The sequence below is a fragment of the Pseudonocardia zijingensis genome, assembly GCF_042657305.1.
In the GTDB taxonomy this organism is placed as follows: domain Bacteria; phylum Actinomycetota; class Actinomycetes; order Mycobacteriales; family Pseudonocardiaceae; genus Pseudonocardia; species Pseudonocardia zijingensis.
Genome location: NZ_JBHSKO010000008.1, coordinates 83,101 through 101,336, shown reverse-complemented (window position 1 = coordinate 101,336; position 18,236 = coordinate 83,101). Strand labels below are relative to the sequence as shown.

Here is an 18,236-nt window from a genome sequence, read left to right as displayed (position 1 = left end):
CATGGAGACGGTGCGGCCCCGGGAACGTCATCGGTGAGCACGGCGGGCAGCCCGAACGCGGCGAACAGGTGCGTGTCGTGGAACGCCACCACGTCGGTGACGAGACCGCGGTCGACGCGCAGCACCGAGACCGCGAACGCGCGGTGGTGCCGGTCGTCCCCGGTCCGCAGCCACGTCGCCACCGCGGGCTGCCCGTTCGCCCCCGGTGGGCCGCATCCGGAAGCGGTACCCCAGCCCGCCGGCGGCCCAGCTCTCGCACAGCGCCGCCACCACCGCGTCCCGCCCGCGCAACCACATCGGCCACGGCGGCATCGCGGTGCGCACGTCCTCGGCGAGCACCGCGGCCAGCGCGCCGGGGTCGGCGCTCTCCATCGCGGCCACGTAGCGGCGCAGCACCGCGCGCTCCTGCGCCGTCGGCGGGGCGGAGGGCGCCCAGTCGGCACGGCGGGCCGGGAGGTGCTCGCGCACCGTCACCCGTGCCCGCTGCAGGGCGCTGTTGACCGACGCCACGCTGGCTTCGAGCGCACCCGCGATCTCGCCCGGCCGCCAGCCGAGCACGTCCCGCAGCAGGAACGCCGCCCGCTGCCGGGACGGCAGGTGCTGCACGGCCACGAGGAAGGCCAGCTCGATCGTCTCCCGCTCGACGGCGGCGTCCCCGGCGTCCCCGGCGTCCCCGGGCAGGAGCCGGTCCGGGAACGGCTGCAGCCACGGGACGTCCGTGCGGGCCGGCAGCGCGGTGCCCGCGTCGGACGGCGGGCGCAGGTCGTAGGGCAGCACGCGGCGCGCCCGGCCGTCGAGCGCGTCGAGGCAGGCGTTCGTGGCGATCCGGTACAGCCACGCGCGCACGCTCGCGCGCCCCTCGAACGCGTCGACCGCTTTCCAGGCCCGCAGGAACGTCTCCTGCACCAGGTCCTCGGCCTCGTCGAACGAGCCGAGCATGCGGTAGCAGTGCACGCGCAACTCGCGGCGGTGGCGTTCCACCACCGCCGCGAACTCCTCGTGCGCGAGCGTCATCCGCCGTGCAGCAGCTGCTCGAACGGCACCGGTTCGTCGAACGGGTCCGGCGCGGCCGCGGCGGGCCGGCCGGCCACGAGGTCGGCCAGCTCACCCGCGGCCCGCGCGATGCGCCGGTCCAGCGCAGGCACGCCCGCGGCTCCGCCCGCCCAGTCCTCCGGGGCGGCGAAGACCGCGGTGGGCACCACCACCGCGCGCAGGTACGCCATCAGCGGGCGCACCGCGTGCTCCAGGGCGAGCGAGTGCCTGCCGGTGCCACCTGTCGCGCCGATCACCGTCGGCTTCCCGTCCAGGGTGCCGTCCTCCAGCGCGTCGAAGAACAGCTTGAACAGGCCGTTGTAGGACGCCGAGAACGTCGGCGTCACCGCGATCAGCGCGTCGGCGCCCACCACCGCGTCCACGGCCGGGCGCAGGCCCGCCGCGACGAACCCGGTGAGCACGGCGTCCACCAGCTCGTGGGCGTGCTCGCGCAGCTCCACGACCGTGACCTCGGCGGTCTCGCCGCGCTCCGCCAGCGCATCGGTGGTGGCCGCGGCGAGGCGGTCGGCGAGCAGCCGGCTGGAGGACGGGACGCCGATCCCCGCGCTGACGACAGCGATCTTCCGGGTGGTCATGCGGACACCTCCTCCTGCTCCCGTGCCGCCTTCAGGCTCTCGTGCGTCGGGGCGTCCGGGACGTGCTCCGGCGTGCGCGCGGCGAACTCCTTGCGCAGCACGGGGATGACCTCCTCACCCAGCATGTCCAGCTGCTCGAGCACCGTCTTCAGCGGCAGGCCCGCGTGGTCCATGAGGAAAAGCTGGCGCTGGTAGTCACCCGCCATCTCGCGGAACGTCAGCGTCTTGTCGATGACCTGCTGCGGGCTGCCCACCGTGAGCGCGGTCAGCTCGGAGAAGTCCTCGAGCGACGGGCCGTGGCCGTACACCGGCGCGTTGTCGAAGTACGGCCGGAACTCGCGCACGGCGTCCTGCGAGTTCCTGCGCATGAACACCTGCCCGCCGAGCCCGACGATCGCCCGGTCGGCCGGCCCGTGGCCGTAGTGCTCGAACCGGCGCCGGTACAGCTCCACCATCCGCCGGACGTGCCCCGCGTCCCAGAAGATGTTGTTGTGGAAGAAGCCGTCGCCGTAGTAGGCGGCCTGCTCCGCGATCTCCGGGCTGCGGATCGACGCGTGCCAGACGAACGGCGGCACCCCGTCGAGGGGCCGCGGCGTGGAGGTGAAGCCCTGCAGCGGCGTGCGGAACCGGCCCTCCCAGTCCACGACGTCCTCGTGCCAGAGCCTGCGCAGCAGCGCGTAGTTCTCCACGGCCAGCGGGATCCCGTCGCGGATGTCCTTGCCGAACCAGGGGTAGACGGGACCGGTGTTTCCGCGGCCCAGCATCAGGTCCACCCGCCCGTCGGACAGGTGCTGCAGCATCGCGTAGTCCTCGGCGATCTTCACCGGGTCGTTCGTGGTGATGAGCGTGGTGGCCGTCGACAGCTGCAGCCGCGTGGTCCGCGCGGCGATGTAGCCGAGCAACGTGGTGGGGGAGGACGGCACGAACGGCGGGTTGTGGTGCTCGCCCGTCGCGAAGACGTCCATGCCCACCTCCTCCGTCTTCAGGGCGATGGCGACCATCGCCTTGATCCGCTCGGCCTCGGTGGGCGTGCGACCGTTCGTCGGGTCCGGCGTGACGTCGCCGACGGAGAAGACGCCGAACTGCATCTCGATCCCTGCCTCAGGTAGTTGCACTCGCAATCACCCTGCCCAACGCACGGGCCGCCGGGTTCATGCCCGGACGGTGCTCGGCGCCACACCCCGCTCCCGCTTGAAGGCGGCGCTGAACGTGAACGCGTCCGCGTAGCCGACCCGCCGCGCCACGGCACCCACCGTGACCTGCGGGTCGGCGAGGTACTCGGTGGCGAGCGTCATCCGCCAGCTGCGCAGGTAGGACAGGGGAGCGACCCCCACGAGCTCGCGGAACCGCTTCGCGAAGGCCGCCCGCCCGGCCCCGCCCCGCACCGCGAGGTCCTCCACGGTCCAGCGCCGGGCCGGCTCCGCGTGCAGCGCCTCGAGAGCGGGCCCCACCACCGGGTCCGCGAGCGCGGCGAACCAACCCGGCCGCTCCGCCCGGGCCGCGAACCACGCGTGCAACGTGCAGGTGAGCAGCCAGTCCAGGAGGCGGTCCCGCACCACGGCCGGCCCGTCGCACCCGCGTTCGAGCAGCTCCAGCAGCGTCACGCAGTCGGGCTCGTCGGGCGGCACGACGGCGGCAGGCGGCAGGGCGCTCGTCAGCCGGATGCCGCTGCCCCGCGACCGGTACCCGCAGACCAGCAGCGCCGCCCCCGCACCACCCGCGCGCACGGTCACGGTGGCACCCGGCTGCACCATCGCGACCCCGCCCGCGGCGAGCGGCTCGCCCGCCACCACGACCTCGCCGGAGACCACACCGCACAGCACGAGCGGCGAGCCGACCGGCACCGGGTACACCTCGCCCGCGTCGAGCCGGACGCGGAGCACCGCGCCCTCGTGGGTCCGGATGCCGCGGAGCAGGGTCTCCAGGACCGTCACCCCGCGGAGCATAGACGGCGGCGCATCCTCCGCGGACGCCCGAACATGGCCGTCGCCGGGGCCCGGGAGATCCACTGGACGACATGAACCCGAACGACATGAACGCGGACATCTCGGTGACGGCGGCGAGCGGCAAGTCCGGCCGCCGCGTGGTGGCGGCCCTGCGGGCCGCCGGGCACCCGGTGCGGGCCGCATCCCGGTCCGCCCAGGTCCGCTTCGACTGGGAGGACGCGCGGACGTGGCCCGCCGTGGTCCAGGGGGCGCGGGCGGTCTACCTCGTAGCGCCCGAGGACTCCGCCCCGCTCCCGGCGTTCGTCGACCTCGTGCACGACGCAGGCGTCAAGCGCGTCGTGCTGCTCTCGGGCCGCGGCCGCGGCCGCGACACGTGGAACGGCCGGTTCGGCCACGCCATGGCCGCGGCCGAGGACGTCGTGCGCGCCAGCGGCCTGAGCTGGACGATCCTGGCCGCGAACAACTTCATGCAGAACTTCACCGAGGAGCTGTGGCACGCCCCCCTGCTCGCCGGCCGGCTCGGCCTGCCCACCGGCGGGGTGCCCGAGCCGTTCGTCGACCTCGACGACGTGGCCGCGGTCGCGGCCCGCCTGCTCGTCGCCGACGACCACGCGGGGCGGACCCTCGAGCTGACCGGCCCCACCGCCATCACCTTCGCCGATGCGGTGGCCACCATCGCGGCCGCCGCGGGCCGCCCGATCCGCTTCGACGACATCACCCCGGCCGACTACGCCGCCGACCTGCGCTCCGCCGGTCTCACGCAGGAGTGGATCACCGAGCTGAACGGCCTGTTCGAGGTCATGCGGGAGGGTCGCATCGCGGCTCCCGCCACCGGGGTCGAGGACGTCCTCGGCCGCCCGCCCCGCTCGTTCGCGGCCTGGGTGGCGCACATCGCACCCACCGGGGCGTGGGCCGCCTGATCTCTGTCGGTGCGTGCAGGCATGATGCCCCCCGGACGAGTGAGGGGAGGCGCGGATGACGGACGCACCGCAGCCGCTTTCGGAGCAGGACCTGACGGCTGCGCGCGCGGAGCTCGCGGAGGGCCGGCTGTACCCGGTGTGGTTCACCGCGGCCGCCGTCGGCGTCCCGGTGGGCGGGTCGGCCAAGATCGTGTCGATCGGCGAGCCAGCCGAGGGCGACTTCATCGAGGTCCGGCCCACCGGCACCAAGGACACGGTGTTCTGCTCGCCCAACGAGCTCACGGCCACCCGCCCGCCGCGGAAGCGCGCGAAGAAGCAGGCCGAGCCCGCACCCGAGCCCGCGCCGACCCCGGCCCGCCCGCAGGCCACCGCCCCGGCGCGGGAGGTGCCGGCCCGTGCCCCCGCAGCCCCGCCGGCCGCCACACCCGCGCCGGCCGCCGCTGCGAAGAAGCCCGCGCGCCCGCGGCCCGCGGCGCGCCCGGTCGAGGTCACCGTCACGCTGAACAGCACCGCCGAGGGCGAGTGGACGGTGGAGGTCACCGCAGGCCGCAAGCGCACCGTGCGCCCCACCCCGGTGCAGCCCGGAGAGGTGGCCAAGGCCGCCCGTTCGCTCCCGGCCGCCGTCGCCGAGGCGATCGAGTCGTCGCTGGAGGCCGCCCGGCAGCGGCAGGCCGAGCGGGTGGAGCGGCTGCGCGCCGAGCTCGATGCCGCCCAACGCGCCCTCCAGGAGCTCTCCGGCTGAGCCCTCGCTGCCGGCCCGGGGGCGCTCGCACACCGGCATTGGTGCTGGCACACCGATTGCAGCTGATGTGTGAGCACCGAAGTCGATGTGTGGTCGGCGCGGAGGCGGCGCTCGGCGTGGGTGGCCGAGCCCATGATCACGGGTTCGGCGCGAATCCGGGCGTTTTCGACCCGGGAATGCGCCGACTCCGTGATCATGGGCGTGGGGCGGCCCCGTCAGGGCATGATCGCTGATCCGGCGCGTGTCCCGACACCTCGCGTCGGAAAACGCGCCAGACCAGCGATCAAGGGGAGATGGTCGCTGGTTGATCTCCAGGTGCGACCATCTGCCCGTGGTCGACGCGGGGCCTCGGCCGCACAGGGATGACCGCCTCCTGGTGGCGCCGCGCGCCAACGGGGCAGGCCCCTGGCCTGCCGCGAAGCCTGCCGTAGGGGCCGCAGAGGCTCGCAGGTCAGGTCCGCGCAGCGGATCGCGAAGCGACGCGGAGCGCCCTTGACCTGTGAGGGGCGGCCCCGCACGATGCGCGGCGCCACCACGAGGCCGTAGGCCTGACAAACGGGACCTGGTGCTCGCACATCGGTTGCAGTCGGTGTGTGAGCACCAGTCTCGGTGTGTCGCCGGCGAGGCCGCGGCGTGGCGTGGACTCGCACACCGGTTGTGGTGCTGGCACGTCGGTTGCAGTCGGTGTGTGGGTGCCTGGGGTTGTGTGTGAGCGCTCGGGGCGGCTGGCGCACCGGTTGTGGTGCTGGCACATCGGTTGCAGTCGGTGTGCGGGTGCCCGAGGTTGTGTGTGAGCGGCCCCCGGGGCCTCAGGCGTGCGGCGCCGTCGGCTTGCGGAGCACGTCGCCCTGGTCGCGGCCCTTGCCGGCCAGCCGGGCCGCGGCGCGCAGGGTGCGCCTCGGGAGCTCGAGCACGTCCACCACGGCCCGGTAGCGCCAGCCGGGGACCGACAGGGTGCGGCCCTTCGCGAGGTCGGCGAGGCAGGTGTCGACCACCGCGGCGGGGTCGAGGCCGTCGCGGGAGGCGTCGGGGGGTGCGGGGACCATCGCGTTGCGCAGCTGCCCCGCCACGAGAGCGATCATTCGGACGCCGGTGCCCGCGAGCGAGGCCGCCACGGTGTCGCTGAACGAGATCACCCACGCCTTGCTGGCGGCGTAGGCGTCGCCGCGTCCGGCGAGGTAGCCGGCGAAGCTCGCCACGTTGATGATCGCGCCGCGGTGCCGCTCGATCATGCCGGGTACCGCCGCGCGGGTGAGCCGCATCAGGGCCGTGATGTTGATGTCGATCTCGGCCTGCAGCTTGCCCATGTCGGCCTGGGTGAACTCGGTCTCGCCGCTGACGCCCGCGTTGTTGACGAGCAGGTCGATCGGGCGCTCGGCGTCCTCGACCCTGGCCTGGACGGCGGCCAGCCCCTTGTCCTCGGCCAGGTCGGCCACCAGCACCTCGACCGACCGGCCGGTGCTGCGGATGAACTCCGCGACACGCTCGACGCCGGCCTGGTCGCGGTCGACGAGCACGAGGTCGTGGCCGTCGCGGGCGAGCCGTCCGGCGAAGGCGGCACCGAGCCCGCGGCTGGCACCGGTGACGAGGGCGATAGGCATGCCCCGGAGGCTAGCGAGCCGCGGAATGCCGCCCGTGGTGCCCCCGGTGGGATTCGAACCCACACTGGACGCTGTTTGAGAGCGCGGCCTCTGCCGTTGGGCTACGGGGGCGAGCTGGTTGGAAACCTTAGCGTGCGCGGCGTCGTGTCGCTCTCACCGGTCGTGGGGATCGGCGGGATCACAGTTCGGCACCGCGACCTGCCGGTATTCTGAATCCTTCCGGTACAACCCCTCCGGCGAAGGAGTGCAGCCCTGTGAGCCAGCAGGTTTCCGAGCAGCAGGACGCGGACGAGGCCCGACCGGCCACGGGCCTGCGTGTGCTCGTGGTGGAGGACGAGGCCCTCATCCGCCTCGACCTCACCGAGATGCTGACCGAGGAAGGCTACGTCATCGCCGGTGAGGCCGGCGACGGCGAGCAGGCCGTCGATCTCGCCCGCGAGCTGCGGCCCGACCTCGTCATCATGGACGTCAAGATGCCGAAGGTCGACGGGATCGCGGCTGCCGGTTCGATCGTCGAGGAGAAGATCGCTCCGGTCGTCATGCTCACGGCGTTCAGCCAGCGCGACCTCATCGAGCAGGCGCGGGACGCGGGTGCGATGGCCTACCTGGTGAAGCCGTTCGCCCGCCACGAGCTGGTGCCCGCCATCGAGCTGGCGGTGTCCCGGTTCGCGGAGAAGCGGGCGCTCGAGGACGAGGTCGCCACCCTCACCGACCGCCTCGAGACCCGCAAGATCGTCGACCGCGCCAAGGGCCTGCTCATGACGCGGCAGAACATGTCCGAGCCCGACGCCTTCCGGTGGATCCAGCGCACGGCGATGGACCGCAGGACCACGATGAAGGCGGTCGCCGAGGCGATCGTCGACGGGCTCGCCGCTCCCAAGTCCTGACGCGCCTTCCTGCCACGTCCCCGGCTCACGCTGTGCCGCTGCCACGACCACGATGTGCGGCGACCAACGTTGCGGTCCGGTAAAGGACGCGCCGTCGATGATGACGGTGTCGCTCCGTTTCCCTTAACGTCCGCCCGTCTCCCACAACGGGGGGAGTGCGTGGGCGGTCCCGCGGGGAGCCCCGGGGCGGTAGGGAAGGACATAGAGATGAGTCGGAAGCGGAAGGTGCTCGCGCTCGCCGCGACACTTGCCGGGGCCATGGTTCTCGCGGCGTGCGGTGGCGGCGGTGGCGGTGGTGAGACCGGCGGCGCCGCCCCGACCCAGCAGCGTGCTGAGCCGACGCAGGCGCCGTTCACGCCGCCGGCGGACGCCCAGCTGCCGGCCGGCGACGGCCAGGGGCAGTGCAGCGGCAACCCGGCGATCGCGTACATCGGCACGATCGCCGGCGCGAACGCGGGTCTCGGCATCGCGATCAAGCAGGCCGTCGAGCTCGCCGTCGAGGAGCACAACGAGGCCAACCCCGGGTGCCAGGTCTCCTACAAGGAGTTCGACACCGGCGGCTCCCCGCAGACGGCGCTCGCGCCCACCGTGGCGGCCATCAACGACCCGTCGATCCTCGGCGTCGTGGGCCTGCCGTTCTCGGGTGAGTCCGAGGCCGTCGGCCCGGCCCTGACGGAGGCGGGTCTCGTCGGCGTCACCCCGTCGGCCACGCGCCCGGACCTGTCGCAGAAGGGCTGGACGCACTTCTTCCGCGGCCTGGGCAACGACTCGGTGCAGGGCCCGGCCGCGGCCCGGTTCATCACCGGCACCCTCGGCGCGCAGACCGTCTGCGTCATCCGCGACGACAGCGCGTACGGCCAGGGTCTGGCCACCGAGGTGACCAACGCCCTCGGTGACGCCGCCGCGTGCGACGAGGAGATCAAGACCGGCCAGACGGAGTTCTCGGCCGCGATCGGCACGATCGAGTCGGCGAACCCCGACGCGATCTTCTTCGCCGGTTACTACGCCGAGGGCGCACCGTTCGCCCAGCAGCTGCGCGACGCCGGCGTCGAGGCCGACCTCGTCGTGCCGGACGGCGTCAAGGACCCGATCTTCGTGCAGAACGCGGGCGAGGCGTCCGAGGGTGTCTACATGACCTGCCCGTGCCTGCCCGGTGACGTGTTCCCGGAGTTCACCGAGGCCTACCAGGCGCGGTGGAACGTCGAGCCGCAGACGTACTCGGCGGAGGCGTACGACGCCACCACGGTGCTGCTGCGCGGTCTCGACCAGGGCATCTCGGACCGGGCCGGTCTGCTCGACCACGTGCGCAACTACCAGGGGCAGGGCCTGACCAAGATGTTCGCGTGGAACGAGCAGGGTGAGCTCAACGAGACGCCGGTGTGGAGCTACGTCGTGAAGGACGGCCAGATCGAGCGGCTCTCGCCGATCGACTGAGAAGAGGAAGTCAGGCGCCAACAACGGTGATGGCGAGCGCGGTCCCGGGCGAGGCCCGGGGCCGCGCCGTCGTCACGTGAAGACGGGAAACACCCTGTGATCACCCACGTCACGAGCGTGCTCGCGCAGGACGGCCTGATCGACTTCAACTTCGAGTTGCTGGTCGACCGGTTCTGGGCCAACACCATCGACGGCCTGTCCTACGGCTCCATCTACGCCCTGGTGGCCATCGGCTACACGCTGGTCTACGGCGTGCTGAAGCTGATCAACTTCGCGCACAGCGAGATCTTCGTCATCGGCATCTTCGCCGCCTACTTCACGTTCCTCGGCCTGGGCTTCGCGCCCGGCGAGACCGCCGACCTCGGGTTGGCCGCCCTGATCGGGTCGCTGTTGCTCGCCGGCGTGGTGGCGATGGTGGCCTCGGGCGGCGCCGCGGTGCTGCTCGAACGGGTCGCCTATCGCCCGCTGCGCAAGCGGGGAGCACCCCGCCTGGTCTTCCTGATCACGGCGATCGGTGCGTCGTTCGCCATCCAGCAGCTGTTCCTGATCTTCCTCGGCGGCAACGCGCAGCCCTCGATCCGGCTGCTGCGGCCCACCGAGGCGTTCGAGGTGTTCGGCGCCCGGGTCACGAACATCCAGATCATGACGGTCGTCGCCGCGATCGTGTTGATGGTCATCGCCGAGACGTTCGTCAACCGCACCCGCCTCGGGCGGGGGGTCCGGGCGGTGTCCCAGGACCCCGACACCGCCACGCTGATGGGCGTCAACCGGGAGCGGATCTTCATGCTGACGTTCCTGCTCGGCGGCGTGCTGGCCGGGGCGGCGGCGCTGTTCTACCTGATGACGATCCCGGCGGCCGCGATCTACAACGGTGGCTTCCTGCTCGGCATCAAGGCGTTCACGGCCGCGGTGCTCGGCGGCATCGGCAACCTGCGGGGCGCCCTGCTCGGCGGGCTGCTGCTGGGCGTCGTGGAGAACTACGGCCAGTCCTTCTTCGGGGGCGAGTGGCGCGACGTCATCGCGTTCGTGCTGCTGATCGTCGTGCTGATGTTCCGGCCGACGGGCATCCTCGGAGAGTCGCTCGAGAGGGCACGCGCATGAGCACCGCAACGGCTGCCGAGGGCGTCACCGTCCCGTTCGGCGCGCGCCTGCGGAACTGGTGGGGATCGCTCGACCGCTGGCAGCAGTGGGGCGTCCTCATCCCGCTCGTCGCGCTGATCTACCTGCTCCCGGTGCTCAACCCGCCGCTGCTCACCACCGAGCCGGGCACCGACTTCCAGATCACGCTGTTCAACGCGGCGCGGATCGCGCTGATCGCGATCGGCCTGAACATCGTGGTCGGGCAGGCGGGCCTGCTGGACCTCGGGTACGTCGGCTTCTTCGCGGTGGGTGCCTACACCACGGCGGTGCTCTCGAGCCCGGACTCGTTCCTGACCACGCAGTACCCGTGGCTGGTCTGCGTGCCGATCGCCATGTTCGTCACCGCGGTGTCCGGGCTCGTCATCGGCGCGCCGACGCTGCGATTGCGCGGTGACTACCTGGCCATCGTGACTCTCGGGTTCGGCGAGATCGTGCGCCTTCTCGCCGACAACCTCGACCCGTTGCGCGGCCAGCGCGGCTTCGCCGACGTCCCCGGCCCCGAGGTCACCCGCGCGGACGGCTCGGCCGTGTTCACCTCGTCGGACGGCACGCCGTGGTACTGGCTCACCGTCACGGTGATCATCATCGTGCTGATGCTCGTCGGGAACCTGGAGCGCAGCCGCGTCGGCCGGGCGTGGGTGGCGATCCGGGAGGACGAGGACGCCGCCGAGGCCATGGGCGTGCCGACGTTCCGGTTCAAGCTGTGGGCGTTCGCGATGGGCGCCGCGGTGGGCGGGCTGTCCGGCTCGATCTACGCGGGCCAGGTCGGGTACATCAACAGCCAGGGCTTCGACGTCATCACGTCGATCCTGTTCCTCGCCGCGGTGGTGCTGGGCGGGTCGGGCAACAAGGTCGGGGTGATCCTCGGCGCGTTCCTCATCGTCTACATCCCGGACCGTTTCCAGGTGATCGCCCAGTACCGCTTCCTGATCTTCGGTATCGCCATCATGGTGCTGATGGTCTTCCGCCCGCAGGGGCTCCTCGGTGCCCGCCAGCGGCTGCTGACCTACGGGCGCCAGGCCTACCAGCGCCTCATCGGCAAGGGGGAGCAGATCAGCAGCGAGAGCGCGCTGCAGAAGCACGGGAACGGGGTGGCGCAGTGAACCCCCAGGAACCGCCGACCGACGAGATGCGGCCACAGGATCCGGTCACCGAGCAGCTCGGCGTGGTGCCGCCCGAGGGCGGGCTCGTCGCCGAGCTCGAGCGGATGAGCCCCGAGGAGCGCGCGAAGCACGAGGCGCAGGTGGCCGCAGCCGCCGCCACCGACCGGGAGATCACGGTCGGCGTCGGCGACACGCTGCTGGAGCTGCGCGACCTCACCATGCGGTTCGGTGGCCTCGTCGCGCTCGACTCCGTGTCGTTCTCGATCCGCCGGGGCGAGATCCTCGGGCTGATCGGGCCGAACGGCGCGGGGAAGACCACCTGCTTCAACGCGATGACCGGGGTCTACCGCCCGTCGTCCGGCGACGTCCTGCTGGAGGGGCAGTCCCTCGGCAAGCGCAAGCGGTTCGACATCACGCGGGCCGGCATCGCGCGCACGTTCCAGAACATCCGCCTCTTCGGTGAGATGACCGCGCTCGAGAACGTGATGGTGGGCACCGACGCCCGGCACCGCACGAGCGTGCCGGGCGCGGTCCTGCGCCTGCCCCGGCACTACGCCGAGGAGCGGGCGGGCACCGACAAGGCGATGGCGCTGCTCGAGTTCGTCGGGATCGCCGACCGCGCCGCCGACAAGGCCCGCAACCTTCCCTACGGCTACCAGCGCCGGCTGGAGATCGCCCGCGCGCTGGCCACCGAGCCCAAGCTGCTGTGCCTCGACGAGCCGGCGGCGGGCTTCAACCCCGCGGAGAAGGACGACCTCGTCGCCCTGATCCGCAAGATCAGGGAGGACGGGTACACGGTGCTCGTCATCGAACACGACATGCGGGTCGTCATGGGTGTCACCGACCGCATCGTCGTCCTGGAGTTCGGACGCAAGATCGCCGACGGCAAACCGGAGGCGATCCGCGAGGACCCCGCCGTCGTGGCGGCGTACCTGGGGGTGCCCGATGGCTCTGCTTGAGCTGGACGGCGTGGCCGTCCACTACGGGCGCATCCAGGCGCTCTCGGGTGTGTCGGTCACCGTGGAGGAAGGCGAGATCGTCGCGCTGATCGGCGCGAACGGCGCCGGCAAGACCACCACGATGCGCGCGATCTCCGGGGTGCGCCCGGTGAGCGAGGGCCGGGTGGTCTTCGACGGCGACGACATCACCCGGCTCCGGGCCGACCTGCGGGTCCAGCGCGGGATCTGCCAGGCGCCGGAGGGCCGGGGCGTGTTCCCGGGCCTCACGGTGCTGGAGAACCTCGACATGGGGGCCTACACCCGCAAGGACCGGCGCTCGGCGGCGTACCGCGAGGACCTCGACAACGTGTTCGAGTTGTTCCCCCGCCTCGCGGAGCGGCGCAACCAGCCCGGCGGCACCCTGTCCGGCGGTGAGCAGCAGATGGTGGCCATCGGCCGCGCGCTGATGGCGCGTCCCCGGCTGCTGCTGCTCGACGAGCCGTCGATGGGGCTCGCCCCGCAGATCATCCAGCAGATCTTCCGGATCATCGACAACATCAACTCCGAGCAGGGCACCACGGTGCTGCTGGTGGAGCAGAACGCCAGCCAGGCGCTCGCGCTCGCCCACCGGGCCTACGTGCTGGAGACCGGGCGGGTGGTGCAGCACGGCACCGGCCGCGAGCTGCTGGAGGACCCGGCCGTCCGCAACGCCTACCTCGGCGTGGCCTGAGGCTGCTCCGCCGGGCCACCTGCCGGTCGGGTGTCGCGGTGCAGGCAGGTGAGCTTGGCGGTGCAGGTGCGCCTGCCTGCCGCGTCGGTGATGACGATCTCGGTGGTGGACGTGGTGCGGCCGACGTGGATCGGCCGCGCCACCCCGGTGACGAGCCCCTCGGTGGCCGAGCGGTGGTGGGTGCAGGACAGCTCCAGGCCCACCGGGAACCGGTCGGGCAGGGCGTGCAGGGCCGCGAGCGTGGAGCCGAGCGTCTCGGCGAGCACGGCGTTGGCCCCGCCGTGCAGCAGGCCGAACGGCTGCCGGTTGCCCGCCACCGGCATGGTGCCGACCACCTCGTCGAGGCCGAGCGACACGAACTCGATGCCCATCAGCTTGGGCAGCTGCTCGGGCGGGTCCAGGAGCGGCAGGTCGGCGGGGTCGATGGGCACCCCGGGACTCTATGCCAGCCGTGGACGAGGCCCCGACGTACGCCAGCAAGGTGGCTTTACTGGCGCAATATGTCAGTAAAGCCACCTTGCTGGCATTCGGCTCCGGCCCCGCTCGCCGCCTACGCCTTGTGCGTCACGAAGATCGCCGTGCCGGGGAACAGACGGCCCCGCAGCGGCGACCACTGGCCCCAGACGGTCTCCCGGTCCTCGGGCCACTCCGGCTCCACGAGGTCGTCGAGCACGAGCCCGGCTGCGACGAGGTCGCGCACGCGGTCGCCCAGCGTCCGGTGGTGCTCGACGTAGGTGGCGTGGCCCGCGGCGTCGACCTCGACGTAGGGGGTGCGGTCGAAGTACGACTGCTGGACGGTGAGCCCGTCCGGGCCGGGGTCGTCGGAGAACATCCAGCGCATGGGGTGGTTCACCGCGAACGCGAACGTGCCGCCGGGGCGCAGCACCCGGGCCACCTCGCGCATCACGCGTTCCGGCTCCGCCACGAACGGGACGGCGCCGAACGCGGAGCAGGCGGCGTCGAACGAGGCGTCGGCGAACGGCAGGCGCTCGGCGCCCGCCTGCACGAGCGGCACCGGGAGGCCGGTGGCGGCACCGAGCGTGGCGGCGTGGCGCAGCATCGCGGCGGACAGGTCGAGCGCCACGGGGCGGGCGCCCTGGGCGGCGAGCCACCGCGCGCACGGCGCCGAGCCGCAGCCGACCTCGAGGACGCGCTTGCCCGTGACGTCGCCGAGCAGCCCGGCGTCGGCCTCGCGCAGGCCCTCGGGGCACCAGACGAAATCGGCGTCGCCGATGTCACCGCCGTGTTCGGCCAGGTAGTCGTCGGCGTCGGCGTCCCACCAGCGCCGGCTGGCGCGCTCCGACTCCGTGCTGTCGACGGATCGGCGGGCCACGCCCGTCGTCCCGAGGACCTCTTCGGCGCTCATCGGAAGGCCCCGCCCGCGTCCGCTCCCCGCCGCTCGTCCACCGGGGAATCATCCTGCAGGCCGAGCGGTTGATCAGGGGGTACCCGCATTGCCCGGCTGATCCGGCGGGGCGTAGCATGATACCCGCGGTGTGGTCCACGTCGCGGGCACGACTCGCACTTGATCCGGCCAGGCATCGCGATGTTCTTCACGATCCACGAGTAAAGGTGACAGCACCACGTCACGAGACGTACCCCACACAGACCGCACCACCAGCCCATCCACCACCGGAGCACCCCACTACATGTCCACCGACACCACCGCCGCCCCGACCACGCCGCAGGTCGCCGTCAACGACATCGGGTCGGAGGAGGATTTCCTCGCCGCCATCGACCAGACGATCAAGTACTTCAACGATGGCGACATCGTCGAAGGCACCATCGTCAAGGTCGACCGTGACGAGGTCCTGCTCGACATCGGCTACAAGACCGAGGGTGTCATCCCCTCGCGCGAGCTCTCCATCAAGCACGATGTCGACCCCGCTGAGGTCGTGTCGGTCGGTGAGTACGTCGAGGCCCTCGTTCTCCAGAAGGAGGACAAGGAAGGCCGCCTGATCCTCTCCAAGAAGCGCGCCCAGTACGAGCGCGCCTGGGGCACGATCGAGGCCCTCAAGGAGGCCGACGAGCCGGTCGAGGGCACGGTCATCGAGGTCGTCAAGGGCGGCCTGATCCTCGACATCGGGCTCCGGGGCTTCCTGCCCGCCTCGCTGGTCGAGATGCGCCGCGTCCGCGACCTGCAGCCCTACGTGGGCCGCAAGATCGAGGCCAAGATCATCGAGCTCGACAAGAACCGCAACAACGTGGTCCTGTCGCGCCGCGCCTGGCTGGAGCAGACCCAGTCCGAGGTCCGCAGCGAGTTCCTCAACCAGCTCAAGCAGGGCCAGGTCCGCAAGGGCGTGGTCTCCTCGGTGGTCAACTTCGGTGCGTTCGTCGACCTGGGCGGGGTCGACGGCCTGGTGCACGTCTCCGAGCTGTCCTGGAAGCACATCGACCACCCCAGCGAGGTCGTCGAGGTCGGCCAGGAGGTCACGGTCGAGGTCCTGTCGGTCGAGATGGACCGCGAGCGCGTCTCGCTGTCCCTCAAGGCCACGCAGGAAGACCCGTGGCGGCTGTACGCCCGCACCCACGCGATCGGCCAGATCGTGCCGGGCAAGGTCACCAAGCTCGTCCCCTTCGGTGCGTTCGTGCGCGTCGAGGAGGGCATCGAGGGCCTGGTGCACATCTCCGAGCTGGCCGAGCGCCACGTGGAGATCCCGGAGCAGGTCGTGCAGGTCGGCGACGACTGCATGGTCAAGGTCATCGACATCGACCTCGACCGGCGGCGCATCTCGCTGTCGCTCAAGCAGGCCAACGAGGGCATGACGGTCGACACCGAGTTCGACCCCACCCGCTACGGCATGGCCGCCGAGTACGACGACCAGGGCAACTACATCTACCCCGAGGGCTTCGACGTCGAGACCGGGGAGTGGAAGGAAGGCTTCGAGGCGCAGCGCGAGGCCTGGGAGCGCGAGTACGCCGAGGCGCACGCCCGCTACGAGCAGCACATCGCGCAGATCCGCAAGACCGCCGAGGCCGAGGCCGAGGCAGCTGCCGACGGTGGAGCGGCCAACTACTCGTCCCAGGGTGGGGGTGCCCCGGCCGAGTCCGGCGGCTCGCTCGCCAGCGACGAGCAGCTGGCGGCGCTGCGGGAGAAGCTGTCCGGCGGAGCCTGACAGGCGAGTAGCAGTCCGAGCGGACAGCCCCGGTGACCACAGGTCACCGGGGCTGTCCCGTGTCCGGGGGATGCGATGTCACGGTTCGGTGAGCGAGCGGGCGCGTCGGGTGATATCCCCACCGTTCCGATCTACCGTGGAGCCATGCGCGGGGCGGGAGGAGGCCGACGCGGCCGTGGGGCCCGGCGCGCCGCGGGCGCGCTGCTGGCGGCCGCTGTCGTGCTGCTGTCCGCCGCGTGCGGCACGTCCGACCTCGAGCCCACCGCCGTGCCCACGTTCTCGGCGGCCGCCGACACCGGCCCGGCCAGCACGGCGGCCGACGACGGGCGCGTCATCCCCGCCGACTGCGGGCGCATCCTCGCCACCTCCGACCTCGAGGCCGTGATGGGGCTGCCGCTCGGCTCGGTCGCCGTGCGCACCACCATCGGCGTGGCCCAGCCCGCGGTGTCGCGCACCGAGCGGGTCTCCTGCCGGTACACGCGCGTCGGCGAGAACCGCGGCCCGCTGCTGGACATCAACGCCAGCGCCTACATCGACGCCGCGGCCGCCTCCAAGCAGTGGAAGGTCAACGTCGAGGCCGAGTCGGGGGAGCGGCGCGACATGTCGCTGGGCACCGCCCCGGCCGCGCTCTTCGAGAAGCAGGGCAAGGCGGCCCTGATGCTCGCCCACTCCACGAGCAACCTCACGCTCGTGCTGCCCGACCAGCCGCTGCCCGGCGACAAGACCCGCGCCGACGCCCTGGTCGACCTCGCGCTGAGGGTGCTCCCGTCCGTCTCGATCGTGCCGAGCAGCACGGCGCCCCCGGCGCAGGCCCCGCACACCGGGCCGGTGTCGCAGGCCGGCGCCGCACGGTGATCTAGGCTCTCCCGTCGTGCTACGGGTGGGGCTCACGGGGGGAATCGGGTCGGGCAAGTCCACGGTCGCGCGCCGGCTCGTGGCCCGAGGCGCGGTCCTGGTCGATTCCGACGTGCTCGCCCGCGAGGTGGTGGCCCCCGGCACGGAGGGGCTCGCCGAGGTGGTCGACGCGTTCGGCCCGGACGTCCTCGACCCGTCCGGCGCGCTGGACCGGCCCGCGCTCGCCGCCGTCGTCTTCGGCGACCCGGCCGCCCGCGCCCTTCTCAACGCGATCATCCATCCACGGGTGCGGGAGCGGTCCGCCGAGCTGATCGCCGCCGCCCCGGCGGACGCCGTGGTGGTGCAGGACATCCCGCTGCTCGTCGAGAGCGGGATGGCGCCGCAGTTCTCGCTGGTGGTCGTCGTGCACGCCGACGTGGAGGAGCGGGTGCGCCGGCTCGCGCTGCGCGGCACCCCGGAGGCCGACGCGCGGTCGCGGATCGCGGCGCAGGCGAGCGACGCCGACCGCCGGGCCGCCGCCGACGTGTGGCTGTCCAACGACGGTTCGCAGGCCGAGCTCGAGGCGGCGGTCGACGCGCTGTGGGAACGGCGGCTGGTCCCGTTCGAGGTGAACCTGCGGGAGCGGCGGATCGCGCAGGGCGCGCCGGGACTCGTCGCGCCGGACCCGGAGTGGGCCGCCGCGGGGGAGCGGCTGCGGGCGCGCGTCGCCGCGGCCGCCGGGTCGCTGGGACGCGGGGTGGCGCACGTCGGGCCCACGGCCGTGCCGGGGCTGCCCGCCGCGGACGTGATCGACCTGCAGCTGGGCGTCGGCTCCCTCGACGACGCCGACGCGGTGCGCGACGCCCTGCAGGACACCGGCTTCCCGCAGCACCCGTCCGTCGGCCACGACCCGGTCCGGCCGGAACGGCTCCACGGGAGCGCCGACCCGGGTCGCCCGGTCGCCCTGCACGTTCGGGTGGTGGATTCACCCGGGTGGCGCGAGGCGCTGCTCCTGCGCGACTGGCTGCGGGCGGACGCGGACGCCCGCGCGGAGTACGTCGCGCGCACCCGAACGGCGGCTGGGGCTGCCACCGGCGACACCGCCGCCGACCGGGCTGCTGAGCTGCAGGAGCCCTGGTCGCGTACCGCATCCGAGCGAGCTGAATCCTGGGCCGCAACTTCCGCATGGGTCCCGTCGTTGGACTGAACGGAGGATG

18 protein-coding genes and 1 tRNA gene are annotated in these 18,236 nt (G+C 72.5%); 11 read left to right on the top strand and 8 right to left on the bottom strand.

What is annotated here, in order from left to right; translation table 11 throughout:
- Positions 1–27 precede the first annotated feature (27 nt).
- From ACFPL3_RS18160 to ACFPL3_RS18145, 4 genes are all read right to left on the bottom strand, one after another.
- Entirely contained in the window at positions 28–1,014 is a 987-nt protein-coding gene (locus ACFPL3_RS18160) for an RNA polymerase subunit sigma-70 (protein ID WP_343940175.1), read from the bottom strand.
- Positions 1,011–1,628 carry an FMN reductase gene (locus ACFPL3_RS18155; RefSeq protein ID WP_343940177.1) on the bottom strand — a complete coding sequence of 206 codons (618 nt, stop codon included), beginning with the start codon at positions 1,626–1,628 and terminating at the stop codon, positions 1,011–1,013. Before ACFPL3_RS18155 ends, ACFPL3_RS18160 begins: the two co-directional genes overlap by 4 nt.
- The gene (locus tag ACFPL3_RS18150; RefSeq protein ID WP_343940179.1) at positions 1,625–2,716 is read right to left on the bottom strand and encodes an LLM class flavin-dependent oxidoreductase; all 1,092 of its coding nucleotides are present in this window, start codon (positions 2,714–2,716) and stop codon (positions 1,625–1,627) included. The genes ACFPL3_RS18155 and ACFPL3_RS18150 overlap by 4 nt, the downstream gene beginning before the upstream one ends.
- Positions 2,717–2,779: 63 nt before the next feature.
- Positions 2,780–3,562: an AraC family transcriptional regulator gene (locus ACFPL3_RS18145; protein ID WP_343940181.1), complete on the bottom strand. Its 783-nt coding sequence runs from the start codon at positions 3,560–3,562 to the stop codon at positions 2,780–2,782.
- An 83-nt stretch (positions 3,563–3,645) separates the two neighbouring features.
- On the opposite strand from ACFPL3_RS18145, the gene ACFPL3_RS18140 reads away from it, so the two are divergent.
- Both ACFPL3_RS18140 and ACFPL3_RS18135 read left to right on the top strand, forming a co-directional pair.
- On the top strand, positions 3,646–4,494 hold the full coding sequence (locus ACFPL3_RS18140; RefSeq protein WP_343940183.1) for an NAD(P)H-binding protein: 849 nt from the start codon (positions 3,646–3,648) through the stop codon (positions 4,492–4,494).
- A 55-nt stretch (positions 4,495–4,549) separates the two neighbouring features.
- Complete coding sequence (locus ACFPL3_RS18135) at positions 4,550–5,236, top strand: DUF6319 family protein (protein WP_379589378.1); 687 nt, start codon at positions 4,550–4,552, stop codon at positions 5,234–5,236.
- Between the two features lie 809 nt (positions 5,237–6,045).
- On the opposite strand, the gene ACFPL3_RS18130 is transcribed toward ACFPL3_RS18135, so the two are convergent.
- Positions 6,046–6,837 (bottom strand): SDR family NAD(P)-dependent oxidoreductase, encoded by a 792-nt coding sequence (locus ACFPL3_RS18130; protein WP_343939046.1) that lies wholly within the window; start codon positions 6,835–6,837, stop codon positions 6,046–6,048.
- A gap of 35 nt (positions 6,838–6,872) precedes the next feature.
- Positions 6,873–6,948: transfer RNA gene (locus tag ACFPL3_RS18125), tRNA-Leu, on the bottom strand.
- Positions 6,949–7,091: 143 nt separating this feature from the next.
- Here ACFPL3_RS18125 and ACFPL3_RS18120 point away from each other — a divergent pair.
- The 6 genes from ACFPL3_RS18120 to ACFPL3_RS18095 all read left to right on the top strand — a co-directional run bounded on the left by ACFPL3_RS18120 (position 7,092) and on the right by ACFPL3_RS18095 (position 13,069).
- Positions 7,092–7,724 carry an ANTAR domain-containing response regulator gene (locus ACFPL3_RS18120; RefSeq protein ID WP_343939048.1) on the top strand — a complete coding sequence of 211 codons (633 nt, stop codon included), beginning with the start codon at positions 7,092–7,094 and terminating at the stop codon, positions 7,722–7,724.
- A 207-nt stretch (positions 7,725–7,931) separates the two neighbouring features.
- Positions 7,932–9,158: a branched-chain amino acid ABC transporter substrate-binding protein gene (locus tag ACFPL3_RS18115; protein ID WP_343939050.1), complete on the top strand. Its 1,227-nt coding sequence runs from the start codon at positions 7,932–7,934 to the stop codon at positions 9,156–9,158.
- A 99-nt stretch (positions 9,159–9,257) separates the two neighbouring features.
- The gene (locus ACFPL3_RS18110; RefSeq protein WP_379589434.1) at positions 9,258–10,259 is read left to right on the top strand and encodes a branched-chain amino acid ABC transporter permease; all 1,002 of its coding nucleotides are present in this window, start codon (positions 9,258–9,260) and stop codon (positions 10,257–10,259) included.
- Entirely contained in the window at positions 10,256–11,401 is a 1,146-nt protein-coding gene (locus ACFPL3_RS18105) for a branched-chain amino acid ABC transporter permease (protein ID WP_343939054.1), read from the top strand. Before ACFPL3_RS18110 ends, ACFPL3_RS18105 begins: the two co-directional genes overlap by 4 nt.
- Positions 11,402–11,427: 26 nt before the next feature.
- A complete protein-coding gene (locus ACFPL3_RS18100; RefSeq protein WP_343939064.1) occupies positions 11,428–12,360 on the top strand; it encodes an ABC transporter ATP-binding protein in 933 nt (310 codons plus the stop codon).
- Entirely contained in the window at positions 12,347–13,069 is a 723-nt protein-coding gene (locus ACFPL3_RS18095; RefSeq protein ID WP_425564156.1) for an ABC transporter ATP-binding protein, read from the top strand. The genes ACFPL3_RS18100 and ACFPL3_RS18095 overlap by 14 nt, the downstream gene beginning before the upstream one ends.
- Here ACFPL3_RS18095 and ACFPL3_RS18090 read toward each other — a convergent pair.
- On the bottom strand, positions 13,051–13,500 hold the full coding sequence (locus tag ACFPL3_RS18090) for a PaaI family thioesterase (protein ID WP_343939056.1): 450 nt from the start codon (positions 13,498–13,500) through the stop codon (positions 13,051–13,053). The genes ACFPL3_RS18095 and ACFPL3_RS18090 overlap by 19 nt on opposite strands.
- Before the next feature lie 119 nt (positions 13,501–13,619).
- Positions 13,620–14,435, bottom strand: a complete 816-nt coding sequence (locus ACFPL3_RS18085) for a class I SAM-dependent methyltransferase (protein ID WP_343939058.1) — start codon at positions 14,433–14,435, stop codon at positions 13,620–13,622.
- Between the two features lie 283 nt (positions 14,436–14,718).
- On the opposite strand from ACFPL3_RS18085, the gene rpsA reads away from it, so the two are divergent.
- The 3 genes from rpsA to coaE all read left to right on the top strand — a co-directional run bounded on the left by rpsA (position 14,719) and on the right by coaE (position 18,226).
- Complete coding sequence (gene rpsA, locus ACFPL3_RS18080) at positions 14,719–16,185, top strand: 30S ribosomal protein S1 (protein ID WP_343939060.1); 1,467 nt, start codon at positions 14,719–14,721, stop codon at positions 16,183–16,185.
- A gap of 144 nt (positions 16,186–16,329) precedes the next feature.
- On the top strand, positions 16,330–17,040 hold the full coding sequence (locus ACFPL3_RS18075) for a hypothetical protein (RefSeq protein WP_379589375.1): 711 nt from the start codon (positions 16,330–16,332) through the stop codon (positions 17,038–17,040).
- A gap of 16 nt (positions 17,041–17,056) precedes the next feature.
- A complete protein-coding gene (gene coaE, locus ACFPL3_RS18070) occupies positions 17,057–18,226 on the top strand; it encodes a dephospho-CoA kinase (protein WP_379589374.1) in 1,170 nt (389 codons plus the stop codon).
- The last annotated feature ends 10 nt before the right edge of the window (positions 18,227–18,236 follow it).